The organism is Microbispora rosea, assembly GCF_900156315.1.
Taxonomy (GTDB): Bacteria; Actinomycetota; Actinomycetes; order Streptosporangiales; family Streptosporangiaceae; genus Microbispora; species Microbispora rosea.
Window position 1 is genome coordinate 43051 of the sequence record NZ_FTNI01000020.1, and the last position, 24520, is coordinate 67570.

At 72.4% G+C, this 24520-nt stretch carries 17 protein-coding genes; 8 read left to right on the top strand and 9 right to left on the bottom strand.

Translation table 11 applies throughout. The annotated features are described in order from the left end of the window. Positions 1 to 125 precede the first annotated feature (125 nt). From BXA11_RS25805 to BXA11_RS25825, 5 genes are all read left to right on the top strand, one after another. On the top strand, positions 126 to 809 hold the full coding sequence (locus BXA11_RS25805) for an alpha/beta fold hydrolase (protein WP_076438630.1): 684 nt from the start codon (positions 126 to 128) through the stop codon (positions 807 to 809). Continuing rightward, positions 806 to 3610 carry a helix-turn-helix transcriptional regulator gene (locus BXA11_RS25810; protein ID WP_083744581.1) on the top strand — a complete coding sequence of 935 codons (2805 nt, stop codon included), beginning with the start codon at positions 806 to 808 and terminating at the stop codon, positions 3608 to 3610. The genes BXA11_RS25805 and BXA11_RS25810 overlap by 4 nt, the downstream gene beginning before the upstream one ends. Before the next feature lie 245 nt (positions 3611 to 3855). Further along, entirely contained in the window at positions 3856 to 4662 is an 807-nt protein-coding gene (locus tag BXA11_RS25815) for an alpha/beta fold hydrolase (RefSeq protein WP_083744582.1), read from the top strand. 51 nt (positions 4663 to 4713) lie between these two features. Continuing rightward, positions 4714 to 5502, top strand: a complete 789-nt coding sequence (locus BXA11_RS25820) for an oxidoreductase (RefSeq protein ID WP_076438632.1) — start codon at positions 4714 to 4716, stop codon at positions 5500 to 5502. A gap of 228 nt (positions 5503 to 5730) precedes the next feature. Next, positions 5731 to 6456, top strand: coding sequence for an alpha/beta fold hydrolase (locus BXA11_RS25825; protein WP_076438633.1), 726 nt, complete (start codon positions 5731 to 5733; stop codon positions 6454 to 6456). 32 nt (positions 6457 to 6488) lie between these two features. Here the strand turns inward: BXA11_RS25825 and BXA11_RS25830 are convergent, their stop codons facing one another. From BXA11_RS25830 to BXA11_RS25840, 3 genes are all read right to left on the bottom strand, one after another. After that, on the bottom strand, positions 6489 to 7442 hold the full coding sequence (locus BXA11_RS25830; RefSeq protein WP_076438635.1) for a D-2-hydroxyacid dehydrogenase family protein: 954 nt from the start codon (positions 7440 to 7442) through the stop codon (positions 6489 to 6491). Between the two features lie 104 nt (positions 7443 to 7546). After that, positions 7547 to 8524 (bottom strand): aldo/keto reductase, encoded by a 978-nt coding sequence (locus tag BXA11_RS25835; RefSeq protein WP_030508739.1) that lies wholly within the window; start codon positions 8522 to 8524, stop codon positions 7547 to 7549. A 188-nt stretch (positions 8525 to 8712) separates the two neighbouring features. Beyond that, positions 8713 to 8979 (bottom strand): hypothetical protein, encoded by a 267-nt coding sequence (locus BXA11_RS25840; RefSeq protein ID WP_076438637.1) that lies wholly within the window; start codon positions 8977 to 8979, stop codon positions 8713 to 8715. A 110-nt stretch (positions 8980 to 9089) separates the two neighbouring features. Between BXA11_RS25840 and BXA11_RS25845 the strand changes: the two genes are divergently transcribed. Then, positions 9090 to 9515 (top strand): MarR family winged helix-turn-helix transcriptional regulator, encoded by a 426-nt coding sequence (locus BXA11_RS25845; RefSeq protein WP_076438639.1) that lies wholly within the window; start codon positions 9090 to 9092, stop codon positions 9513 to 9515. A gap of 224 nt (positions 9516 to 9739) precedes the next feature. Here BXA11_RS25845 and BXA11_RS25850 read toward each other — a convergent pair whose 3' ends face one another. Then, complete coding sequence (locus BXA11_RS25850) at positions 9740 to 9943, bottom strand: cold-shock protein (protein ID WP_030508742.1); 204 nt, start codon at positions 9941 to 9943, stop codon at positions 9740 to 9742. Positions 9944 to 10240: 297 nt separating this feature from the next. Here BXA11_RS25850 and BXA11_RS25855 point away from each other — a divergent pair, with 297 nt between their 5' ends. Together BXA11_RS25855 and BXA11_RS25860 are read left to right on the top strand one after the other, a co-directional pair. Then, positions 10241 to 11029, top strand: coding sequence for a hypothetical protein (locus BXA11_RS25855; RefSeq protein WP_143734518.1), 789 nt, complete (start codon positions 10241 to 10243; stop codon positions 11027 to 11029). A 162-nt stretch (positions 11030 to 11191) separates the two neighbouring features. Continuing rightward, on the top strand, positions 11192 to 11719 hold the full coding sequence (locus BXA11_RS25860) for an EF-hand domain-containing protein (RefSeq protein ID WP_204053716.1): 528 nt from the start codon (positions 11192 to 11194) through the stop codon (positions 11717 to 11719). Between the two features lie 13 nt (positions 11720 to 11732). Here the strand turns inward: BXA11_RS25860 and BXA11_RS25865 are convergent, their stop codons facing one another. From BXA11_RS25865 to BXA11_RS25885, 5 genes are all read right to left on the bottom strand, one after another. After that, a complete protein-coding gene (locus tag BXA11_RS25865) occupies positions 11733 to 12659 on the bottom strand; it encodes an alpha/beta fold hydrolase (protein ID WP_076438645.1) in 927 nt (308 codons plus the stop codon). After that, the gene (locus BXA11_RS25870) at positions 12656 to 13648 is read right to left on the bottom strand and encodes an NAD-dependent epimerase/dehydratase family protein (RefSeq protein ID WP_076438788.1); all 993 of its coding nucleotides are present in this window, start codon (positions 13646 to 13648) and stop codon (positions 12656 to 12658) included. Before BXA11_RS25870 ends, BXA11_RS25865 begins: the two co-directional genes overlap by 4 nt. Then, a complete protein-coding gene (locus tag BXA11_RS25875; protein ID WP_204053715.1) occupies positions 13645 to 15399 on the bottom strand; it encodes a fatty acid CoA ligase family protein in 1755 nt (584 codons plus the stop codon). The genes BXA11_RS25870 and BXA11_RS25875 overlap by 4 nt, the downstream gene beginning before the upstream one ends. A gap of 4 nt (positions 15400 to 15403) precedes the next feature. After that, entirely contained in the window at positions 15404 to 16420 is a 1017-nt protein-coding gene (locus tag BXA11_RS25880) for a 3-oxoacyl-ACP synthase III family protein (RefSeq protein WP_076438647.1), read from the bottom strand. Positions 16421 to 16651: 231 nt separating this feature from the next. Continuing rightward, positions 16652 to 24472 (bottom strand): type I polyketide synthase, encoded by a 7821-nt coding sequence (locus BXA11_RS25885; RefSeq protein ID WP_208865578.1) that lies wholly within the window; start codon positions 24470 to 24472, stop codon positions 16652 to 16654. Between the last annotated feature and the right edge of the window lie 48 nt (positions 24473 to 24520).

Sequence of the window (24520 nt, forward strand, 5' to 3'; positions counted from 1 at the left end):
CCGAGAGCGGGTTGTGCGTGAACTTCTTCGTGCTGTTGTGCGTGGTCTGGTTCCTTCCGCGCGACTTGGATCGAAGGCACGGGACAGGCGTCGCGCCTGTCCGTCCATCCAGGTCAGGAGCGACCATGACGACAACCGAGAACGTCGTGCTGGTGCACGGCGCCTTCGTGGACGGATCCGGCTGGCACGGCGTCTACGACGACCTCGTGAGGGACGGTTTCCGGGTCCGGATCGTGCAGAACCCGACGGTGTCGCTCGGCGACGACGTCGCCGCGACCCGCCGGGTCCTGGACGCGCTCGACGGTCCGGCCGTCCTGGTCGGCCACTCCTATGGCGGGGTCGTCATCAGTGAGATCGGCACGCACCCCAACGCGGCGGCACTGGTGTATGTCGCCGCTTTCGCCCCCGACAGAGGCGAGTCGGCCGGCACGCTCATCGCCGATCCGCCGCCCGGGGCGCCGGTGCCGCCGATCCTGCCTGCGCACGAGGGATTCCTCCGTCTCGACCGGGACAAGTTCCACGGCGCGTTCGCCGCCGACGTGTCCGCGCGGTCGGCGGCGTTCATGGCCGACGCGCAGGTCCCCTGGGGTGTGGGAGCCCTCGCCGGGGCGGTCACCGAGCCGGCCTGGCGGCACAGGCCCAGCTGGTATCTCGTCGCCACCGAGGACCGGATGATCCCGCCGCCGGCCCAGCGTGCCATGGCCGAACGCGCCGGGTCGTTCGTCGTGGAGGCGATCGGCAGCCACGCCGTCCACGTCTCCCAGCCCGCCGCGGTCGCCCAGCTCATCCGCCAGGCGGCCGTCCGATGACGGCCGTCACGCGCGACGTGCGCGCGCTTCGCACGGAGGGCCCGTCGGGCCGCGCCGGCGACCGGCCGCTCATCGGCCGCATCGAGGAACAACGCGTCCTGGCCGGTCTTGTGGCCGGCGTCCAGGAAGGGTTGAGCGGCGTGCTGATGCTGGTGGGCGAGCCCGGGACCGGCAAGACCCGGCTCCTTGCCCAGGCCGCGACGGGATGCCCGGATGTGCGCGTCGCCAGGATCGTCGGTGTGGAGTCCGAGGCACATCTCGGCTTCGCCGCGCTGCACCGCCTGCTGCGCCCGTGGTCGCCGCGTATCGAGAGCCTTCCCGCCCCGCAGCGCGACGCGTTGCGCTCGGCGTTCGGCCAGCTGGCCGGAGTCGCCCCGGACCGGTACCTCGTCGGCATGGCGGCCCTCACGCTTCTCGCGGACGCCGCCTCGGTCCAGCCCCTGTTGTGCGTGGTGGAGGACGTGCAATGGCTGGACCGGGAATCGGCCGAAGCCCTGGCGTTCGTCGCTCGCCGGCTCCATGCCGAAGCCGTGGGGCTCCTGTTCGCCGCCCGCCCGCGCTCCGACGGTCTGGCCCTCTTCGACGGGCTGCCCGTCATGACGGTCTCCGGGCTGCCCGAGCGCGATGCCGGCAGGCTGCTGTCGACGAGCGCTGCCGGGCGTCTCGACGACGCGGTGGCCGCGAAGATCGTCACGGGCACCGGCGGCAACCCGCTGGCGTTGATCGAGCTCGCCCGCACGCTCACCCCTGAGCAGCTGTCGGGCCGTGCCCCCCTGCCCAGCCCTCTCCCGGTCGGCCGGCTCCTCGAAACGCATTTCCTGCAGCAGATCCAGGCCCTCCCCGCGGCCACCCGGACCCTGCTCCTCGTCGTCGCCGCCGCGCCGCCAGGAGACCAGTCGCTGCTCTGGCGGGCCGCCGGTCACCTGGGGATCGCCGCGAGCGCGGCGGACACCGCGCTGTCCGCGGGCGTTCTCACCCACCATGGCTCCCTGGACTTCCGGCATCCGTTGATCCGCTCCGCCGTCTACCGCGGCGCCGACGCGGTGGAGCTGCGCAGCGTCCACGCCGCCCTCGCCGCCGTGAGCGATCCGGATCGCGACCGGGACCGCCGCGCGTGGCATCGCGCGCACGCCACCATCGGCCTCGACGAAGAGGTCGCGGCGGAGCTCGAAAGAGCCTCCGAGCACGCACGTTCCCGCGGCGGCCACGCGGAACAGGCCGCCTTCCTGTCCCGGGCGGCGGAGCTCACTCCCGATGTCCGCGATCAGGCCGCACGGCTCGTCGCGGCGGCACAGGCCTACGTCATGGTCGGGGACTCGGCCGCGGCGCGGAAGATGCTCGGCCGTGCCGAGCCCGGCCTGGACCGTCCGGTGCTGCGCGCCCGCGCGCGGCAGATAAGGGCGACGGCCGAGCTGTACCTCGGCCAGGTCGCCGCCACCCCCGCGATTCTCCTGGAGGCCGCTGAGTCGATCGCCGACCAGGATCCCCGTCTGTCGCGAAAAATGATGTTCGAAGCACTCCAGGTGGCTCTGATCACGTACGACCGCTCCGTCGGAGTCACCCCGCAGGGCCTCGCGCGCGCGGTGCTGGCCTCACCGGCGATGGAGTCGACGGAACCGACCTTCTCCGACCTGCTGCTCAACGCCTATGCCACACGCATCGCCGTCGGCCACCGGCCCGCCGTGCCGTTGCTGCGCGGCGCGCTGGAGGCCCTGCACACGGACGAAAGCCTCACCGAGGACGGTCTGCCGCTGGCGGTCGTCAGCATGTTCGCGTCCGAAGACCTGTGGGACGACGAGGGAGGATGGCGGGCGTGGAAGCGGCTCGAAGCCTTCGACCGCGAGAACGGCGCGCTGGGTGCTCTGCGGACCACACTCATGGTCGGATCCATGTGGGAACTGCGCGCGGGCCGGTTCTCAGCGGCGGGTGCGCTCCAGGACGAGCTCGCCGATCTGGCCGGCATGATCGGGCAACCGTCCTCCGGAGACATCCAGCGGATCGAGCTCCTGGCATGGAGCGGAAGAGAGGCCGAGACACGGGCGCTGGCGGCCGCCGCGCGGACCGGCTCGACCGCCGGCCTCGCCGACTTCGCCGGGAACAGCCTGGCGGTGCTGGAGCTGAGCCTCGGCCGCTACGCCGAAGCACTGGCCTGCGTCCTTCCGTCGTTTGAAGCCGACAGGCCGGGCACGGGCACCAGATCGTTGCACGAGATCGTCGAGGCAGGAGTAAGGAGCGGCGACCACGTCGCCGCGAAGGCGGCCCTCACCCGTCTGGAGGAGCGCGCCCTGGCCGCCGGCACCGCCTGGGGCCTCGGCCTGCTCACCCGCTGCAGGGCGCTGATGGTCGACGACGAGCACGCCGAGCGGCTCTACCGCGAGTCGATCGAGCTGCTGGGCCACACGCGGATCACGACCGAAGTCGCGCGAAGCCACCTCCTGTTCGGCGAATGGCTCCTGCGGCACAAGCGCCGCAGCGACGCGCGCTTCGAGCTCCGAACGGCCTACGAGATGTTCACAGAAATGGGCGCCGCGGCGTTCGCCGAACGAGCCCGAGCCGAACTGTCGGCGACCGGCGAGCACCCCCGCAAGCGAACCGCCCCCGACGCCGATGCCCTGACCCCCCGCGAAAAGCAGATCGCGATCTTCGCCGCGTCCGGAGCCACCAACAGCGAGATCGCCGCCCGCCTGTTCCTCAGCACCTCGACCATCGAATACCACCTCAACAAGATCTTCAGAAAGCTCGACATCACCTCCCGCCGCAAACTCGCTCCGCTCCTCCAGGGTGCGTCCAGACCAGCCTGAACCCTCCGTACGGTGTTGCGCTGGGAGGCACGGAGACCATCATGACTGCGCCGGTGATCCGACCCCCGAGCCTGTGGACACACTGGGGTTTTTCCCTGATTCGGCGACCTGCCCCGGCGCGGTTCCATGAGGACGACCGGTCAGGGCGACGTGATCGCGGCCTCCGGCCACTGGATCTCGCGGGACATCCGGCCGAACTCACTCGCCACCTGCTCGCCTTCCTCGACTGAGAGCGGTATCCAACGATGACGAACCGACCCCTCCGCCGGCGCGGTGCGATGATCGCGCTGGCCGCCCTCGCCGTGTTCACGCTCGCCGCCCCGGCGTCGGCCGCCGGCCGTCCCGATCAGCCCAAGCCGACCATCGTTCTCGTGCACGGCGCCTGGGCCGACGCGTCGAGCTGGTCGGACGTGACCGGCCGGCTGCAACGGCTCGGGTACACCGTGCTCGCCGCGCCCAACCCGCTGCGCGGGCTCGGCGGCGACGCCGCCTACCTGTCGGCGTTCCTCGCGCAGCGGACCGGCGGCCCGGTCGTCCTGGTCGGCCACTCCTACGGCGGCGCGGTCGTGACCAACGCGGCCGGCACAGACCCCGACGTGAAGGCGCTCGTCTACGTCGACGCGTTCGCGCCCGACGAGGGCGAGACGATTCTCGGGCTGCAGGGCGGCGGCGACCCCAGCGCGCTGTTCGACGTCGTGGCCTACCCCGGGGCGCCGTCCGGAGACGTCGACCTCTACATCAAGCCGGCGGTGTTCCCGCAGGCGTTCGCCGGTGATCTGCCGGCCGCCACGGCCGTCCGGCTGGCCGCCGAGCAACGCCCGATCGCGCTGAGCGCGCTGCAGGAGCCGTCCGGGCCGCCCGCCTGGAAGAAGCTGCCGAGTTGGTACCTGATCGGCACGAAGGATGGCATCCTGCCGCCGTCTCTGCAGGCCACCATGGCGAATCGGGCGCACAGCCATGTCACCGAGGTCGCCGCGTCGCACCTGTCGATGCTGTCCCGGCCGCAGGCCGTGGTGGACGTCATCGTCGCCGCCGCCAGGTCCGTCCGCTGAACCCGCGCGCGGCCCCCGGGGGCGGGCCGCGTCCCGAAGAAAGGGCCCGTCGTGGAGCTGCATCTGTCAGGCAAGACCGCCGTGGTCACCGGCGCGAGCAAGGGCATCGGGCTGGCGATCACCCGGGCGCTCGCCGCGGAGGGCGTCAGCGTGACCGCCGGAGCGCGGCACATCAGCGCCGAGCTGTCCGCGCTGGCGGCGGAGGGCCGCGTACGCCCGGTCGCGGTGGACCTCGCCACCGTGGACGGCCCGGCCAAACTGGTCGAGGCCGCCGGCGCGGCCTTCGGCGGCCTGGACATCCTGGTCAACAACGTCGGCGCGGTACGCCCGCGCACCGGCGGCTTCGCGTCCGTCACCGACGCGGACTGGCTCGCCACCCTGAACGTCAACTTCCTGTCCGCGGTGCGCACCACCCGCGAGGCGCTGCCGCTCATGCTCGGCCGCGGCGGCGGCGCGATCGTGTCCGTCAGCTCGGTCAACGCGTCGCTGCCGGACCCGTTGGTGATCGACTACAGCGCCGCGAAGGCGGCCCTGGCAAGTTTCAGCAAGTCCCTGTCGAAGGAGCTGGGCCCACACGGGATCCGGGTCAATACGGTCAGCCCCGGGCCGGTCTCCACCGACCTGTGGCTCGGCCCGGACGGCGTCGCCGCCACGCTCGCCCGCCGCGACGGCGGCGAGTCGCAGGCGGTCGCGAAGCAGGCCGCCGCCGACTCGGTCACCGGCCGGTTCACCCGCCCGGACGAGGTCGCCGACCTCGTCGTCCTGCTCGCGGGCGAGCGCGCCGGCAACGTCACCGGCGCGGACTTCGTCATCGACGGCGGCCTGATCGATACTCTGTGACCAGGGCGGACGGCGGCGGTCACCTCGCCGGTGAGCTCGTGGGCGGGCGGACACGCGCCGTGAGGCTCCGCGCGGAGACACCGTCCCACCGCTGCCCGCCGCCCTGGACGCCCTCGAAGGACTGCCGCCCGCGTTCGCCGTCGCCGAGAACGACGTGCCGCGCGACGCCGCCGTCACCCCGGCCATCGAGGTGATCGAGGCCGTCCCGATCTCAGGAAAGGCGAATCCATGACCACCGCAGAACAACCCGTCGTCGTACTCGTCCACGGCGCCTTCGCCGAGTCGGCGAGCTGGAACCGCGTCATCCAGCGCCTGCACGGCCGCGGGCTGACCGCCGTCGCGGCGGCCAACCCGTTGCGGAGCGTGGAGGGCGACGCCGCCTACGTGCGCGACGTCATCGCCGGCATCGGACGGCCGGTCGTCCTGGTCGGCCACTCCTATGGCGGCATGGTGATCACACAGGTGGCGGCCGGCAACGACGCCGTGCAGGCCCTCGTGTACGTCGCCGCCTTCGCCCCCGAGCCCGGAGAGAGCGCGCTGGCGCTGACCGGCAGGTTCGAGGGCAGCACCCTGGGCGGTGCGCTGGTGGCCTACCCGGTCTCCTCCGGCGGCGACGAGTTCCGGATCGCCGAGGACAAGTTCCACCACCAGTTCTGCGCCGACCTCGACGCCGATGAGGCCGCCCTGATGGCGGCGACCCAGCGCCCGGTCACCGAGCAGGCGCTCGCCGAGGGGCTGACGGTCAGCGAGCCGGGCTGGCGTACCACGCCGTCCTGGTTCGTGCACGGCGACAGCGACCTCAACATCCCGGCCACGGCACTGAGGTTCATGGCCGAACGCGCCGGCTCGCGCGGAACCCGTGAGATCGCGGGCGCCTCTCACGCCGTCGGGGCGTCCCAGCCCGACGCGGTGGCCGCGGCCGTCCTCGACGCCGTCGGGCACGTACAGGGCTGAACGAGCGTGTCGGCCCTGCGCAGCCGAGTGGGTCAGGTCAGCACCCGGATCGGGGTGCCGTCGAGGTAGGCGCCGATGTCGTCCACGGCGTCACGGAAGAACGTCGCGTAGTTCAGCTCGCTGACGTAGCCGAGGTGCGGCGTGGCCAGCACGTTCGGCAGCGTACGGAACTCGTGTCCCATGGGCAGCGGCTCCTCCTCGAACACGTCGAGACCGGCTCCCGCGATGCGCCCCTCGCGCAGCGCGGACGCCAGGGCGGTCTGGTCGACGATCGCCGCCCGCGAGGTGTTGACCAGGTAGGCGGTGGGTTTCATCAGCGCCAGTTCCCGCGCGCCGACGAGCCCGTGCGTCCGGTCGCCGAGCACGAGGTGGATGGAGAAGACGTCGGAGCCGGCGAGCAGGGCGTCCAGGCCGGGGGCCGGCCGCGCGCCGCACTCCTCGGCCCGCTCGCGCGTCAGGTTCTGGCTCCAGGCCAGCACGTCCATGCCGAACGCCCGCCCGATCGCCGCCACCTGAGACCCGATCCGGCCGAGGCCGAGCAGCCCGAGAGTGCGTCCGTGCAGGTCGGTGCCGAGGGTGTGCTGCCAGGGGCCGCCGGTGCGCAGCGCGGTCGCCTCGGGCAGCAGGTGGCGGGCCAGGCCGAGGATCAGCGCCCATGTCAGCTCGACCGTCGAGGTCGAGCCGCCGCCCGTGCCGCACACCGTGACGCCGTGCGCCCGCGCCGCCTCCAGGTCGATGGCGGCGTTGCGCATGCCGGTGGTGACGAGCAGCCGCAGGTGGGGCAGGCGGTCGAACACCTCGGCGGGGAACGGCGTGCGCTCCCGCATGGCGACCACGATCTCGCAGTCGTGGATGGCCGCGACGAGCTCGTCGGTGCTCGTGAAGTGCTCGTGGAAGCCGGTGGCCCGGACCCGGGACCAGTCCGCCAGCCCGAGTGCCACCCTCTGGTAGTCGTCCAGCACGGCACAGCGGAAATCAGTTGGCATGACGAAATCCTCAGCTCGGGGAGGAACGGTGTCGGTCGGAGTTCGTGGGGGGTGATGCCGTCCGTGCGCGAACGGCAAGGGCGTGTTCGTGCAACGGGGCCGGGTCAACGCTCCAGCGTACGCATGCCGGCTTCGTCGTGGGTGTCGCCGATGGCCGGGGGAAGGTCGTTGAGCTTCTCGATCTGTTCGGCGGTCAGCTCCACGGCGTCGGCGGCGGAGTTCTCCTCGACGCGTGCCACGCGCTTGGTGCCGGGGATGGGGGCGATGTCGTCGCCCCGGGTCAGCAGCCAGGCCAGGGCGATCTGTGCCGCGGTGGCACCCGCGTCGGCGGCGATGGCCTGGACCTCGTCGGCGATGCGCAGGTTGTGCTGGAAGTTCTCGCCGGTGAAGCGGGGCATTGTGCTGCGCATGTCGGTGTCGTCGAAGCCGCCGGTGGAGCGGATCTTCCCGGTGAGGAAGCCGCGGCCCAGCGGCGAGTAGGGCACGAAGCCGATGTTCAGCTCGCGCAGCAGCGGCAGCACCCGTGCCTCCGGTACCCGAGTCCACAGGGAGTACTCCGACTGGACGGCCGCGATGGGGTGCACGGCGTGGGCGCGGCGGATCGTCTCCGGCCCGGCCTCGGACAGGCCGATGTGGCGGACCTTGCCCTCGGTGACCAGTTCGGCCAGCGTCCCTACGGTGTCCTCGATGGGCGTGTTCGGGTCGACCCGGTGCTGGTAGTACAGGTCGATGTAGTCGGTGCCCAGCCGCTTGAGCGAGCCCTCGACGGCGGTGCGGATGTTGGCCGGGCTGCTGTCGAGATGTCCTGGCCCGCCGTGCGCATGGGAGATCATGCCGAACTTCGTCGCCACCACGGCCTGGTCGCGGCGGCCCTTGAGCGCCCTGCCGAGAAGTTCCTCGTTGACGTACGGCCCGTAGACCTCGGCGGTGTCGAGGAAGGTGACACCCAGCTCCAGGGCCCGGTGGATGGCGCGGATCGACTCGGCGTCGTCCGTGCCGGCTCCGGTGTAGGCGTACGACATCGATACCAAGCCCAGACCGATACGGGAGACGTCCAGGCCTCCCAGCTTGATGTGCTTCATGCCAGTTCTCTGTTTCTCTAGCGGTTTGTGCGACTTGCTGGGTCCTGCGAACGGCTCCGCCGCGCGGCCAGGCGTTTGGCGAGTCCGGAGGACAAGGTGGATGCTGCGGTGCCCGGCCGTGGTCATGACGGCCTCGGCGCGCGGTGGCGCGGCCCGTTCCCGGGATCGCACCACCGGGTGGCGGACGGTCAGGCGACGGGGAGCCAGGTGAACCGGCCGTCCGGGCGGCGCTCGACCAGCAGCCCGCCGATGGCTGCGGGCAGGAAGCCGCCGTCGTCGAGATGATCGCGGTTGGCCGCCCAGTCCGCGTCGGTGGCGCCGGTCAGCCAGCCGCGCGGTTTGCACAGGCACAGCCCGTCCGGAACAAAGGTGATCTTCAGTTCGCCCAGGCGGAGCGAACGAACGCGCGGTGCGCTGGTCAGCCGTGCGCGGTCGAAATCGGTCGTCGTGGCCATGTGGTCCTACCTCGTGCGTGAAGAGGCGTCGCCGGGGTGGCGCTACGAACCAGAAGTTACAGCTAGAATAGCTATAACTGCAACTATTTGAGTTTTAGTAGACTTGTGCGATGGCAACCGAGCGCGAGACCCAAGTCCAGACCGACCGCGTGCTGTGCGGGCTGGTCAAGGGCCTGGCCAATCAGATCGAAGCCAACATCCGGGTCCGGGCGGCCACGCTCGGCCTGACCACCTCACAGGGCACCGCGCTGTCCGAGCTGACCCGCCCCATGACCCTGCGCGAACTCGCCGAACGGATGGGCTGCGAGCCCTCCAACGCCACCTTCGTCGCCGATCGCCTCGAAGATCAGGGCTACCTCGAACGCCATCCACACCCCGACGACCGTCGCGCCAAGCAGCTCGTCCTGACCCCCAAGGGCACCGAGCTCCGCGAACGCCTCATCGAGTTGCTCTCAGAAAACTCCCCCCTGGCCCCACTGGCCCCCGAAGAGCGGGACGTCCTGCAGCGGCTCCTCACCCGCGCCCTCATCCGCTGACCCGCTCCGCCGGGCCTTGGCGGGGCGAGGCGTCAGTGGAGGTCTGCCGCCCCGGACGACCGGCGCGACCCGGCGGACGCGCGGATCGTCCCCAGCCGGCCTCGGGCGCTGGAGATCGTGCGCCCGCATGACGAAGCCCCGGACTCCGTGAGGAGCCCGGGGCCGAATGCCGTCGGATGACGGGCCACCTCTCGGTGTGCCCGGCATCGGCGGTGAAGCGTTGCTTAGAGCGGGCGGACCTGCTCGGCCTGCGGGCCCTTGGCGCCCTGGCCCGCGGTGTACTCGACGCGCTGGTTCTCGTCCAGCGAACGGTAGCCGCCGGCGTCGATGGCCGAGTAGTGGACGAAGACGTCCGCAGAGCCGTCGTCGGGGGCGATGAAGCCGAAGCCCTTTTCAGCGTTGAACCACTTGACGGTTCCCTGAGCCATGATGCTTTCTCCTTGATTAGACGATCTCGAGGGCCACGGATGTGATCCCCGGGCTGCTGCGACCGACCGCCTTGGGAAAGCCTCTGCTCCGCACGGTAACGCCCGCTGTCATAACTCCGCAGGCGCTGTTAGGCAAACTGGGACTTCGACACAACCTGTTTCTCTGAACACTACACGCCGCGACGCCGTCCCCGCACCACTCCCCCGCGAAACCCCGTACGCGTCCCTCGAAGGCCCATGTCCGAACGGAGCCGCGCGAGGATGAACCAAGGTGAGGGCGCTTACGTGGTGGGGAGCATGAGACTACGAATGATCCTGCTCATGGCGGTGATGGCGCTGACCGCGGCCTGTGGGGGAGGGGAATCGGACACGTCGGCGGCCGCGGCCGACGACGGGCCGGCGCAGCCGGTCGCCGTGTGGGGCGCGGAAGGCGGGTTCGTGACCGCGACCATGAACGTGCTGCGTCCGCCGAGGGTGGTGCTGTACGGCGATGGCCTGGTGATCGTCGATGCGAGCAGGCAGCTGACGCTGAGCGATGCCGAGGCGGGCGAGGTGGTCGCGCGGATGGAGAAGGACCTGACCGGGCAACCGCCGACCGCGACGCCGAAGCCGGGTGCTCCGCAAGTGACGGACCTGCCGGACACCGTCCTCGGCGTACGGGGCAAGGACGGGAAGATGCTGGAGGTCCGGGTCCCGGCCTTGCAACAGCTTGCGGACTTCTACCCGAGGCAGCTGGTGGACGCGAAGGAGCTGATGGAGGGCCTGGCGAACCGGGCCGCCGCGGAGGGCGCCGGCTACGTCTCCGACCGCGTCCGGGTGGTCGCCGAAGGGGCCGAGTCGGCGGAGGGCAAGCCGTCGCCCTGGCCCGAGGGCGTTCCCGAGCCTTCTGGCGTGGTGGATCCTGTCTGGCAGGAGGATGTCGAGGGGGCGGCGGCGAGCGCGATCACCAAGGCGGTTCCCCCCGGCCAGCAGTACGGCCGGCCGCTCTTCAGGACCGGCTCGGGGACGACCTACGTGCTCTCCTGGCGGTACCTGCTGCCCCACGAGCAGTCACCGGCCTCCCCGGCGCCGGGCCAGAAGGGCTAGATCCTCAGGCCGCGGACGCCGGTGACGGTGACCGCGGAACGCACGGCGCCCGCGGCTTCGGCCGCGGGCGCTGTTGCCGTAACAGGGTAGTCACCATCTGTATATGGTCACCCAAAGTGACCCCTTGGCAGCATGGAGTCTTCCCGAAGAGCGGAGACGGATGTGGCCAGTGAGTTCCAGCGGAAGAAAGTCGGCGGAGTGTTCCGGGCGATGGACGTGGACGGAGACGGCCGGCTGACCGAGGCCGATTTCCAGGCGCTCGCCCGTCGCTGGACGGCCGTCGCCGGATCGGTCGATCCGGCGCGACTCGCCTCCGTCATGACCGGCTGGTGGCCGGTGCTCCGGTCCGCCTCCGGCCCCGACGGCGACGACGCCGTCACTCTCGACGAGGTGCTCCTCGTCGTGGACGGCCTCGGCGACCGGGCGGACGCCGTCTCCGCCACCGCCGACGCGATGTTCGAGGCCGTCGACCTCAACGGGGACGGCCGCATCTCCCGCTCCGAGTTCGGTGTGCTCGTCGAGACGTGGAGCGGGACGCCGACCGCGACCGACGAGATCTTCCCGCGCCTGGACCTGGACGGCGACGGCCACCTCACCCGCGACGAGTTCCGCACCCACTGGACGGAGTTCTGGGCGGGCGACAACCCGAACGCTCCCGGGACCTACGTCTTCGGCGTGCTGGTGGAGTGACCCGGAGGCGGCCTCACGGGCGAGCCGCGGTGCGCAGGAACGAGCGGATGGCCGGGACGAGATCGGCGTGGGCGTCTTCCAGCAGGTAGTGGCCTGCGCCGTGATAAACGCGCGTCCGGGCGGCGGGAAAGCGCCGCTGCCATTCGGCCAGCATCGCGCGGTCGAAGACCGGGTCGCCCAGTCCCCAGGCGATCAGCGTGGGCCGGTCGGCGAACTGCGCCAGCGACATGCCGGTGCCGTGCAGAACAGGCCATGAAGGGTCGCCGGGGCGCAACGGGATGTCCTGGACGAAGCGCTGGATGGCCACGCGGTGCTCGGGCCGGTCGTAGGGGGCCAGGAAAGCCGAGCGCACCGGCGCGGGCATCCGGCGCCGGACGCCCAGCGGCCGCCAGGTGGCGCCGCGGGCGAAGAGGTTGTGGCGCAGGAACAGACGGGTGCCCAGCCGGGTGTGGCGCAACACCCGGAACGGCAGCCGCAGCAGAGGACGTACGCGTTCGCCGTGCGGGTTGGGGAAGGCCGCGGTGTTGAGCAGGACCAGGCGGGCGACCCGGTCGGGGTGGCGGCAGGCCCAGGTCATGCCGATCGGCCCGCCCCAGTCGTGCAGGACGAGGGTCCACCCGCGTTCGGGGGCGCCTCCGCTGGTGACGAGGTGTTCGATCAAGGCGTCCAGGTCGTCCACGCGGGCGTCCAGGTCGTACGGATAACGGTCGGCTCCCGGCTTGTCCGACAGGCCCATGCCGATGTGGTCGGGGGCGATGCAGCGGTACTCCTCGCGCAGGGTGAGGATCGGCCGCCGCCACAGGTAGCTCCAGGAAGGGTTTCCGTGCAGGAACAGCACCGGCTGTCCCGCCCCTTCGTCCAGGTAGTGCTGGCGCAGGCCGTCACGGTGCGGCTGGGCGAACCACCGGGAGGTGAACGGGTAGCCCGGGAATCCGGTCACCGGGTGTTCCCCCCGGACAGGTGGGCGGTGAGCCGGGCCAGTCCTTCCGCCATGCTCACCCGGGGCCGGTAGCCGAGATCGCGGCGGGCCGCGGAGATGTCGAACCAGTGCGCCGTCGATGCCTGCTCCACCAGGAACAACAGTGGCGGCAGGTGCGGCGTCCACGGTAGTCGTCGAACCCGCTCCAGCAGCCGGGCCGCCCGCAGGACCGGTCCGAGCGGTGCCCGGCGTGTCACCGGGGGCAACCCGGCGGCACGCAGCAGCAGGTTGAGCCATTCCCCGAAACCGCAGGGCTCGCCCTGCGTGATGAAGTAGGCCCGGCCCGCCTGCGGTGATCCGGGGCGTAGCCGTTCGAGGGCGAGCAGGTGGGCGTCGGCGGCGTTGTCGATGTAGACGGTGTCGATGGTCTTGTCGGTCCTGCCCGGCAGCCACAGCAGGCGGTGGTGCGCCACCAGCCTGGGCAGGAAGTGCGGATCTCCCGGCCCCCAGATGAGATGCGGACGCAACACGACCGCCGTCACCCGTCCGGCGGCGGCACCGGCGAGGACGAGCCGTTCGGCCTCGGCCTTGGTCCGCGGATAGGCGGCGGGAAAACGGCGGGGATAGGGCGCGGACTCGTCCACTCCCGCCAGGTCCCGCCCGTCGTGGACGACACTCGGTGAGGACGTGTGGACCAGGCGCGCCCCGTAGCGCGCGCAGGCGTCCAGCACGTTTCGCGTCCCCGACACGTTGACCTCCTCGTAGTCCCGCTCCCGTCCGTGTACGCCGGCCTTCGCGGCGCAGTGCACGACCGCCTCGCATGACTCGACGGCGGCCAGCACCGCCGCGCGGTCACGGATGTCGGCCAGGTGCTGGGTGACCCCGAGAGCCGCCAGCGCGGGGCTGCGGTGACGCTGAAGAGCGTGGACGGTGGCACCGCGGGCGGCCAGCCGCCGGCAGACGGCCTCTCCCAGAAAGCCGCCGCCCCCGGTCACCAGGACCCTCGTCATCGGCCGGCCCGGACACGTCGCGAGGCCCACCGGGCGAGCCGGTGCCGGCGGATCTTGCTGTTGTGCCGGACGTCGACGGGGAACCCGGGATGGAACAGCACCTCCCGAAGCTCGGCGGTGTGCGGATGCCGGGCCGCCATATCCAGGATGTCCGCCTTCACGCGGGCGTCGTCCCGGTGCCCCGATTCGCACTCCACGATCAGGACCGCACGCTGAGCGCCGGCGGGACCGACGCCGACCAGTGCGGTGCGGCGGACCCCCGGCACGGCGGCGAAGACGGGTTCGACCTGGTCGGTGTGCAGGTCGCCGCCGGCGGTGCGGACCCGCTCTGACTTGCGTCCGGCGAACCAGAGCCTTCCGTGCTCGTCCAACCGGCCGACGTCACCCATCCGGTGCCAGACGCGGTCTCCGTCGCGGATCCGGGCCAGCGCGGTGGCCCCCGGATCGTCCAGGTAGGGATCGCTGACGGTGGGGGCGGCCACGGTGATCTCCCCGACGGTGCCGGACGGCACGACCAGATCCTCACTCCACCGCTCGATGGGGTCGTCGGTGAGGGCGATGACGCGCACCTCGGCACCCGGAAGCGGAGCACCCAGGCAGGTGCCCGCCCCGGCGGCGGTGGCCGCGGCGTGCTCGGCGAGCAGCCGGCTCTCGATCGCGGCCACCGGCATGCACTCGGTGGCGCCGTACACCGACAGCACGCGCGCCTCGTCACGCAGGCAGCCGCGCAGGCGCTCCATCACCGGCATCGGCATCGGCGCCCCGGCGGACACCACGTCGCCGAGCGTGTCCAGCACCAGGCCCCGGGCGGCGCAGTGCCGCGCGAGCCGGTCGAGCAGCGCGGGAGGGGCGAACATCCCGGCCACGCGATACCGCTGGATGTCGGCGACCAGAGCGGCCGGGTCGGCCCGCACCGGATGCCGCGGGTCCATGTCCGGGATCACCACGGTCGCCCCGAACGCCGCCGCTCCCGACGCGAACGGCGCGAACGTCGACAACACCGGCGTGCCCGGTCGCACCGTCCCCAGCGTGCCCAGCAGGTCGAGCTGGGCGGTCAGGTGCCGGTGACGCAGCGGTACGCCCTTGGGCGGGCCGGTGGATCCGGAGGTGTAGGCGATCAGCGCCAGGTCGTCGGGGCCGGCGGGGGGCCACCGTCCCGGCTCGCCGGGACGGCTGCCGCGTACAGGCCCGCGTGACGTCCCTGCCGGGCCGCGGGGCCGCCGCGCGGGGACGGTGACGGAAACGCGGACGTCAGGGGCCCAGCCCAGCAGCCTCCTGGCCAGCTGCACGGCGGGAATCGCGATGAACGCCTCCGGCGCCGCCTGACGCAGACAGCGCTTGATCGCGTCGAGCGGCAGCCCGGGATCGACCAGCACCGGCACCGCGCGGAGCCGCACCAGGGCGACGGCCAGCGCGCCCAGTTCCGGGCCCGGCGGCACCAGCAGGCCGGTACGCATGCCCGGGCGGATCCCGGCCTCGGCGAGGGCCGCGACGGCATGGTCCACCGATCGCGACAACTGCCCGTAGGTGGTGGCCGCCGGGGTGCGGCCACCGACCTGGCAGGCGATGACGTCGGGCTGCTCGCGGAACCAGCGCTCGGCGCGGACGATCAGATCGCTGATCGGCTCGGTCGGCTCGGTCGGCTCGGTCGGCTCGGTCGGCTCGACAGGCGTGGGCGGCTCGGCGGGGCCGGCGGGGCCGGCGGGGCCGGCGGGGCCTGAGCCGCTCGGAGGGGTCGCCTGTGCACTCACGGGATCACCACCGCACGACGACGATTCCGGCACTGGCCCCGCTGGCCAGGCCGACCAGGGCGACCAGGTCGCCGCGCCGCACCCGCCCCGAGGAGACCGCTCGCGCCAGTTGCACGAGCAGGGTCGAGGCCACGAGGTTGCCGTGCTGGGCGATGGTGACGACGACCTTGCCCTGCGGGATGCGCACCTGGTCGCAGAACCACCACAACGTCGCCAGCGACGCCTGGTGCACGCAGATGGCCGCGAAGTCGTCCCAGGTCAGCCCGAGATCGGCGAGAGGTTTGTGGAAGACGGCGTAATCGATGTTCTCGAAGCCCCGCACCAGCTGGGCGGAGTCGACGGTGAGAGGCCCGATGGTGGGCCGGTCCGCCCACGGGTCGCTGGTGAGGTTGTCCACGGCGGAGACCGCCGCCGGCCACCCGGCGGAGTACGCGGAGAAGCGGTGGGCGAGCACCCCCGGTTCTGTGCCGGCCTCCAGCAGCACCGCGGCGCCGGCGTCGGAGACGGTGTAGGACGCGGCGACGGTGACGTACTCCTCGGCGCTGGACAGGGTCCACGGGGTGCCGGCGGTGGGCAGCTCCCCGCAGCAGATGAGGACCCGCCGATGACGGCCGCCGGAGATCAGCGCGTCGGCCACCTGGATGGCGTTCAGCACGCTGTTGCAGGCGTTGCGTATGTCGAAGACCGGACAGTCGGCACCGATCTTGGCGGCGACGATGTGCCCGGTGGCCGGCTCGACGGCGTCGGACGACACCCCCGCGTAGATGAGCAGGTCGAGGTCGGCGGCCTCAAGGCCGCCCTCCTCCAGGACCCGGCGGGCGGCGTGCGCCGCCAGGTCGGACGGCTTCTCGTGGGGAGGGGCGATGTGCCGACGCCGGACTCCGCTGTGGTCGTGGATCAGCCCTCGGGGGAGGTCCAGTGCCGGATTGCGCTCGGCGAGCCGCTCTTCCAGCTCGGCCGTGCTCAGCGTGGTCTCGGGCAGGTGGGCGGCCACCCCGGTCAGCCGGGTGTGCAGGGTCAACGAAGGCCTCTCTTCTGGGCGGGTCTTCTGGGCCGGTCTTCTGTGCCGAACTGGGCCGACCTTCTGTGCCGATCTTCTGGGCCGATCTTCTGTGCCGATCTTCTGGGCCGATCTTCTGGGCCGGTCGTGCGCGCCGTACCTGGACGGACGGCGTGGGGACGGAGGACGAGATGGAGGACGGGGCCCGTGCCCGCGGACGGCGCCGCGGGCACGGGTCCCGCCGTCACCGGTTCAGGCCGCCGCCCCCGCGCGGGCGAGCACACCGGCCGGCTGCTGGTCGCCGCGCAGCCCGAGACGGATGAGCAGGCTCCCGGCGATGTCGGCGACGGTCCCGCCGCTGCGCATCAGCTCCATGGGCGGGATGTCGATGCCGAACCGGTTCCGGATCGAGGTCAGCAGTTCGGTGGCCATGAGGGAGTCCAGTCCGTACTCGTCCAGCCGCCGGTCGTCGGCGATCTGGTCGGCGGGGACGAGCAGGACCGCGGACAACAAGCCGGTGATCTGCTCGGTGATGCACGCGTACGCCTGCTCGTAGGTCATCCCGGCCAGCAGCGCCTGCAGGTCGGGCGCCTGCTGTTCCGCACCGGGCGGCAGCACCAGGGACAGCCACGGACGCTGCAGGCTGGGCAGGACCTGCCGCAACCGGCCCCAGTCGCAGCGGCCCACCACGGCCACGTCGGCGCGCTCGCCGAGCATGCGCTCCACGGCGTCCAGCGCCTGCCCCGAAGACATCGGAGGGATCCCGGCCTTGGTCAGTGCCTCGCCCTGCCTGCTCCGGGTCAGCACCCCGGTGTCCGCGAGCGCGCCCAGGCAGGCCGTCAATCCGGGCAGGTCCTGCCGGCTCCGTCGCCGGGCCAGCGCCTCCAGGAACAGGTTCGCGGCGACGTACGACGTCTGACCGATGTTGCCGACGGTGGTGAGGGAGGAGTACATGACGAACAGGTCGAGGGGCCGATCCCGGGTCAGCTCGTCCAGCACCATCGCGCCGGCGACCTTGGGGTGGAGCACGGCTCGGATCCGGTCGTCGCCGAGGTCGGTGAGCGGGCCGTCGTCGAGGTGCATGGCCGCGTGCACGACGCCACGCAGCGGCCGGCCGCCCGCGTCCAGGTCGTGCAGGATCCGCCGCATGGCGTCGCGGTCGGCCACGTCGGCCGCGTACGCGCGGACCTGGACCCCCGACCTCTCCAGTTCCGCGATCAGGGCGGGGGCTTCGGGCGACTCGGCCCCCCGGCGGCCGACCAGGGCCAGGTGGCGGGCACCCCGCAGGGCGAGGCGGCGAGCCGTCGCCGCCCCGAACCCGCCCAGGCCGCCCGTGACCAGGTAGGTCCCCTCAGAATCCAGGCGCGGCTCCGCCGGCTGGGGCCGGACGGCGACGGGTTCGTCGCGTGGGTCGAAGGACACCACGACCTTTCCGATGTGTCGGGAATAGCGCATCATGGCGAAGGCGTCCGCGACACGTGCGGCCGGATACACCGTGTGGGGCAGCGGCCGGAAGTCCCCGGACCGGTAGAGGGGCGCCGCCTGCTCCGTGCTTTCCGCCATCAGCTCGGGCGCCTTCCACATGAGGGTGCCCACGTCCACGCCGTAGAACGCGATGTTGTCGGAGAACGGGCGCAGCAGCAGGGAGCTGTTCTGGTAGATGTCCCGTTTGCCGAGCTCGATGAACCGGCCGCCGTGCCGCAGACATTCCATGCCCCGGGTGATGGCCTCCCCGGCCAGCGAGTTGAGCACGATGTCCACTCCCCGGCCTCCGGTCAGTTCCTTGACCTGATCGGCGAAGTGCAGGCTGCGCGAGTCCAGGGCGTGGTCGGCGCCCATGGCGAGCAGCAGGTCGCGTTTGGCGGCGGTGCCGGCGGTCGCGATCACGTGGGCTCCGTGGAACCGGGCGTACTGCAACGCGGCCAGTCCGACCCCACCGGCGCCACCGTGGACCAGGATCGTCTCGCCCGCCCTGACCCGTGCGCAGTAGCCCAGCGAATGGTGCACGGTGGAGAACGCCATCGGCATGGTGGCGGCCTCGGCGAAGGTCATCCCCTCGGGGACGGCGACGGCCGCCCACGCCTTGACCCTCGTGTGGCTGGCGAAGCCGACGGGGCCCGCGGCCATGACCCGGTCACCGGGCCGCGTCCCGGTGACTCCGGCGCCGACGGCGGTGACGATCCCGGCGCATTCCAGGCCCAGCTCGTGCCCGCCGAAGACCGCTTCGACGGCCTCGGTGGGCAGCAGGTTCACCGCGCGCATGACGTCGCGGTAGTTCAGCCCGATCGCCCGCACCTCGACCACGATCTCGTCGGGATCGGGCTGCGGCATCGGCATCTCCTCCCAGGCCAGCGTGTACGACAGCCCGGGATCGCACACCCTGAGCCGATAGGCCTCGCCCGAGCCGACGGGCAGGTCGCGGGTGTGCTCGCCCGGCTCGATCAGCCGCGGCACGAAACGTCCCCGGCGGGTGAGCAGGATCTCGTCCTCCTCGCCCGGGTCGAGCAGTTCCGCCGCCAGGCGGCCGGCGTCCCGCGCGGCGTCCCCGGTGGGGTGCAGGCAGAGCCTGCGTATCACCGGCCGTGGCTGCTCGTTGCTCAGCGAACGCGTCGTGCCCCAGGTCGCCGCGTCCTCGGGGTGGAGCCGGACGTCGGCGACGCGGGGTTCCGGCAGCGCGGCGCAGGGGCGGGCCACCAGCCACAACGTGGTCGCGACGTGCTCGGGCAGTTGCTCGCACGCCAGCGCGACGGCCCGCAGCGCCGCGGCCCGCCGGGTGATCCGCTCGACGGCCGCCTCCGGATCCGGGTCGTCCGCTCCGCCCAGGACGATCGCGATGGTGACCGTCTGGGCGGTGGGTGGGACGTGGTCGATCCAATGGTCGGGATCGTCGCTGAGCGGCGAGTGGAGCACATCTCCGCCACGGGCTCGCAGCAGAGCCCGCAGCTCGGTGGTCAGGGCGCCGGTGCCGTCCTCACCGGCGAGGATCCACGTGCCGGCGGCGTCCGGCGAGGGGTGCGCGGTGGCCGGTGCGCCCCCGGCGGTGGCCGCAGCGGTGGCCGTACTGCCGGCCCCGCTGGTGGCCGTACTGCCGGCCGCGCTGGTGGCCCCACTGGTGGCGGGAGCGGCGGCCAGCATCACCGAGAAGTCGCCGGATGCGAGGGCGTCGTCGTCGCCGACCTGGACGACCTCCGTGTAGCCGGCCTCCGCCAGCACCTCCGGCCATCTCTCCCGGGACAGCAGCGGCGAGGCCGGGCGCAGGTGCCGGTCGGTGAAGTCCCAGAACTCCTCCTGCACGCCGAGGAACGGCAGCAGGGTCCCCGTCCGGTGAGGTTCGGCGATGAGCAGGTGGCCGCCGGGCACCAGAAGGGTGGACAGGTGGTGCAGCGCGGCGGGCAGGTCACGGGCCAGGTGCAGGCTGTTCGCCCCGATCACGAGATCGAACCCGCCCGCGGTCAGTCCCTGCCCGACCGGATCCGCGTCCAGATCGAGGACGGCGTAATCGACGAAGTCGAAGCCGGCGAATCGCTGCCGCAGCCGGGTCAACGCCGCTTCGGCGCGATCGGTGACCAGGTAGCGGGTGCGGTCGGCGGGCAGGACGGGCAGCAGCATGGTGGTGGTGCCGCCCGTCCCCGCACCGACTTCCAGGATGCGCAGCGGCCGGTCGGCCGGCCATCTTCTGACGATTTGCCCGACGAGCGCCCGGGCGATCCGGTTGGTGAACAGGTTGACCGGCCCGACGTCGTGGAACTGCTCCATCAGCTCCTGACCGCCGCCGGAATCCAGGACGTCCGGGCCGGCACGCCGGCCCGCGAGCAGGTCGGGCAGGCACCGGCCGACCCGTACGGACAGGGCGGTCTGAGCGGCGAAGGCGGCACCCCGGGCGAGGAGGTCCCGGTGGAGGTCCCGGTGGAGGTCCCGGTGGAGGTCACCGTGGAGGTGGGGGTGCGGCTCGCGCGGGTCCGCACCCGTCGGCAGCAGGCGAGGGCCGCCATCGGCCGGCCGCTCCAGCAGTCCGTGCTGTTCCAGCAGCGGCAGGGCCGCGCGGAGCATCCGCCGGTGGTGCGCCCCCGGGCACGATTCGATCAGTTCCTCGACGCCGCTCGGACGCTCGGCGGTCAGCTCGCCGAGTGCGCCGGCCAGCGTGTGGGCGAAGACCTCTTCGAGCCGTGCCGCGTACCGCGGGTAGTCCAGCTCGTGCCACGCCGAACGCAGCCGGTCGATCTGCTCGGCCGCCCCGGACAGGATCTGCCCGGGGCGGGGGGCCGGCCACGGCTCGGCCGGGACGCCGGCCCGGGGTGCGGCCCGCAGCGCCACCTCGTAGCGGGTGGCCGGGGTGATGTGGACGCCGGGCATCCGGCGTAACCGGCAGCCCTCCACTTCGGCGGCGATCCGGCCGTCCTCGTCGGCGACCACGATGTCCCAGCAGACCTCCTCGGCACTGCTGGGGCGTTCCCGCACGTGCACGAGTCCCTGTGCCTGCGGCGTTCCCCACAGGCGGACGGAGCCGATGGCGGCGGGCATGTAGCCGCGGCCCGATCGCAGCGACTCCACCAGCCACAGCACGCCGGCCTGCAGCGCGCTGTCCAGCACCACCGGGTGGATGTGGTAGCGCCCCTGCCCCTGCTCCGGGCACGAGTAGGCGCCCAGCACCTCTCCCTCGCCCGTCCACAGCTCGGTCAGGACCTGGAACTCCGGCCCCCAGACCATGTGCCCTTCGGCGGCCCGTGCGTAGTAGCCGGGCACGTCCACAGGGGTGCGGATGCGAGCGCGCAGCGCGGCCACGTCCAGCGGCGGCGGGACCCGGCGCAGCAGGGGCCGCACCCGGGCCCGGAAGTGCTCGCGGGGCTGCTCCGCCTGCCGGTCGGCGCTGGCCACGGTGACCACTCCGGTCTCGGCGTGGAGCGACGTCTGCGCGTACACCGGAGCGGCGGCGCCCTGCGAGGGCACCACCATGGCCCGGCTGATGTCGACCCTGTCGACCTCCACCGCCTTTTCGGCGTCCGGCATGGTGAGCCGGGCGGCGGCGACGGCCATCTCCACGTATCCGGTGGCCGGCATCACGGCGGCGCCGCCGGCCCGGTGGTCGGCGACCCAGGGCACCCGCACCCGGTCGACTTCCCCCTGCCACGTGGGGTCCAGCACCGGCATCCGCTGTCCCAGCAGCGGATGCTGGATTGTCGTGTCCACGTTGGTCCGCACCCAGGTCTGGGGGCCCCCGATCCAGTGCCGCTCGCGCTGCCAGGGATAGGCCGGCAGCGATCGCACCGCGCCGGGGCGGGGAAAGTACCGGTCCCAGTCGAGCCGTGCACCGGCCGCGACGAGTTCGGCGACCGCGCGGCGGACACGCGCCGGGCCTGGCTCGTCGCGCCGCAAGGTGGTGACGACGGCAGCGCGTACCCGCGCCGTGCCGCTTATGCGACGCAGGTACGAGCGGAGCACCGGGTGCGGGCCGATCTCCAGCAGCACGTCGAAGCCGTCGCCGAGCACCCGCTCGGCCGCCGCCGCGAACCGGACCGGTTCCCGGACGTTCCGCCACCAGTACGCCGCGTTCAGCTCCGAACCCCGGATCAGCTCGCCTGTCACGGTGGACACCAGAGGGATGTGCGCCGGGCAGGGCCGCAGCCCGGCGAGTCCCTCGGCCAGGGGCTGCCGCACCGGATCCATCGCGCCGCTGTGGAAGGCGTAGTCCAGGTCCAGCTCCCGGAAGAAGGTCTCGCGCGAGGAGAGGTCCTCGCACAATGACTTCAGCGATCCGTCCGGTCCGGCGATCGTGACGTCGCGGTCGGAGTTGACCGCCGCGATCTCCAGTTGCGGATAGCCGGCCAGGATCTGCCTGGCCGCGGCCTCGGGCAATCCGAGCGCGGCCATCCGGCCCTGCCCCCGGGTGACCGACTGCGCCATGCCCCGCTCGGAGATCACCTGCGCCGCCTGGGCCAGTGACAGGGCGCCGGAGGTGTAGGCGGCGGCGACTTCGCCCACGCTGTGGCCGATCACCACTCCCGGCCGTACGCCCGCCGCCTTGAGCATTTCCACCAGGCCGACCTGGACGGCGAACAGCAACGGCTGCGCCACTTCGGTCGCCGACAGCCGTGACTGATCGGCGGGCAGGGACAGCTCGTCGAGCACCGACCAGCCGAGCCGACCGGACAGTTCGGCGTCGACCGCTTCCACGGCCGAGCGGAAGGTCGCGTCGGACAGCAGGTCGGCGCCCATCCCGGGCCACTGCGAACCGTTGCCGGAGAACACGAACGCCACCCGTCCGCGCTCCACCGCCTCCGCCGCCGCCACCGTTCCCGCCATCGCCGCGTCCCCGGCTTCGAGCCGCGTGCTCGCACCGGACTCGCCTTCGGCGCCGGTCGGCTCCGGGGCCTCCGCCAGGGTCGCCAGCGCCCGCGCCGCCGCCGCGGCGGTGTCGGCCAGCACGACGGCGCGATGCCGGTGGCCGCCGCGCCGCCGCGCCGCGGTGTAGGCCACGTCGTAGAAATCCCGTTCATCGAGTGACGTCAGGTGCGCGGCGGTCCGTCCCACGGCTTCCCGCAGCGCGGCCCGGCTGCGCGCGGACACGACCACGGGCAGCGCTCCCGCGGGGGGCGTCGCCGGTCCGACCCCGGCGGCCCTCGGGACGGATGGCGGCGGCGCGGGCGGTGCGGCCAGCGCCACATGAGCGTTGGCGCCCCCGAATCCGAAGGAGTTGACTCCGGCCACGGGCCGCTCGCCTGCCTCGTCCAGCGGTCGCGGCTCGACGGTGACGCTCAGCCCCAGGGCGTCGAAGTCGATGCGAGGGTTGAGCGTGGCGGTGTGCAACGAGGGCGGGATCATCCGGTGCCGGAGCACCAGCAGGGCCTTGAACAGCCCCGGCATGCCGGAGGCGGGCTCCAGGTGCCCCAGGTTGGACTTCACCGAGCCGATGGGCAGGGCTCCGCGCGTGCGCCTGCTGCCCAGCGCCCGGCCGAGCGCCTCGCACTCGGCCGGATCCCCGGCCTGGGTGCCGGTGCCGTGCGCCTCCACGTACACGATCTCGTCGGGGCTGATGCCCGCCGTAGTGTAGACCTGCCGTAAGAGGGCTTCCTGGGCTTCGGCGTTCGGCAACGCCAGCCCCATGGTGTGGCCGTCGTTGTTGGTGGCGGCGCCGACGATGACGCCGTGGATGCGGTCTCCGTCGGCGATCGCGTCGGCCAGGCGCTTGAGCACCACCACACCGCCGCCCTCCGCCCGTACGAACCCGTCGGCGTCGGCGGAGAACGCCCGGCACCGGCCGGTCGGCGACAACATCGAGGCCTGGCTGAAACCGATGAAGGGGCCCGGGCTGAGCAGCACGTTCACCCCGCCGGCCAGCGCCGCCCGGCTGGACCCCTCCGCGAGGGACCGCCAGGCCCGCTCCACGGCCGTCAACGACGAGGAGCACGCGGTGTCGATGCTCATGCTCGGCCCGCGCAGGTCGAAGAAGTGCGACAGCCGGTTGGCCGCGATGGACAGGGTCGCCCCCGACATCGAGTACGGGCCCATGGCCCCCGGCTCCAACGCCTGCATGGTGCCGTAGGCGGGATCCGAGATGCCGATGAACACCCCGGTGTCCGTGCCCGCCAGCACCGCCGGATCGATGCCCGCGTCGTCCATGGCCTCGACCGCCATTTCCAGGAGCAACCGCTGCTGCGGGTCCATCGTGGCGGCCTCTTTGGGGGAGATGCCGAAGTAGGCGGCGTCGAAGGCGGTGATGTCCTCGTCGAGGAAGCCCCCCGCACGGGTGTAACTCCTGTCCGGCCTCGGCATGGTGTCGTCGACGAACCGATCGGCCTCGAACCTGCTCGGCGGGATCTGGCCGACCAGGTCGGCGCCCTGCCACAACTCCTGCCACAGCCCGTCCAGACTCTCGATCCCCCCAGGCAGCCGGCATCCCACGCCCACCACCGCCGCCGCGTGCTCCGGCCATGCCTGTTCCGCTGTCGGGTCGTCCGCGCTCATGTCGCCCTTCCTGCTCAGGTCCACTACGTCTCGGCACTTCGCCGTCGGCTTGGTGTCCCGGCCGGGGTCCACCTGGCGCGCCCGGCGCGGGGCCGGGCGGTCGGCCCCCATGTCATCACAACTCTCGGTATATGCCTAGATACTGTGTGTATTTGCCCA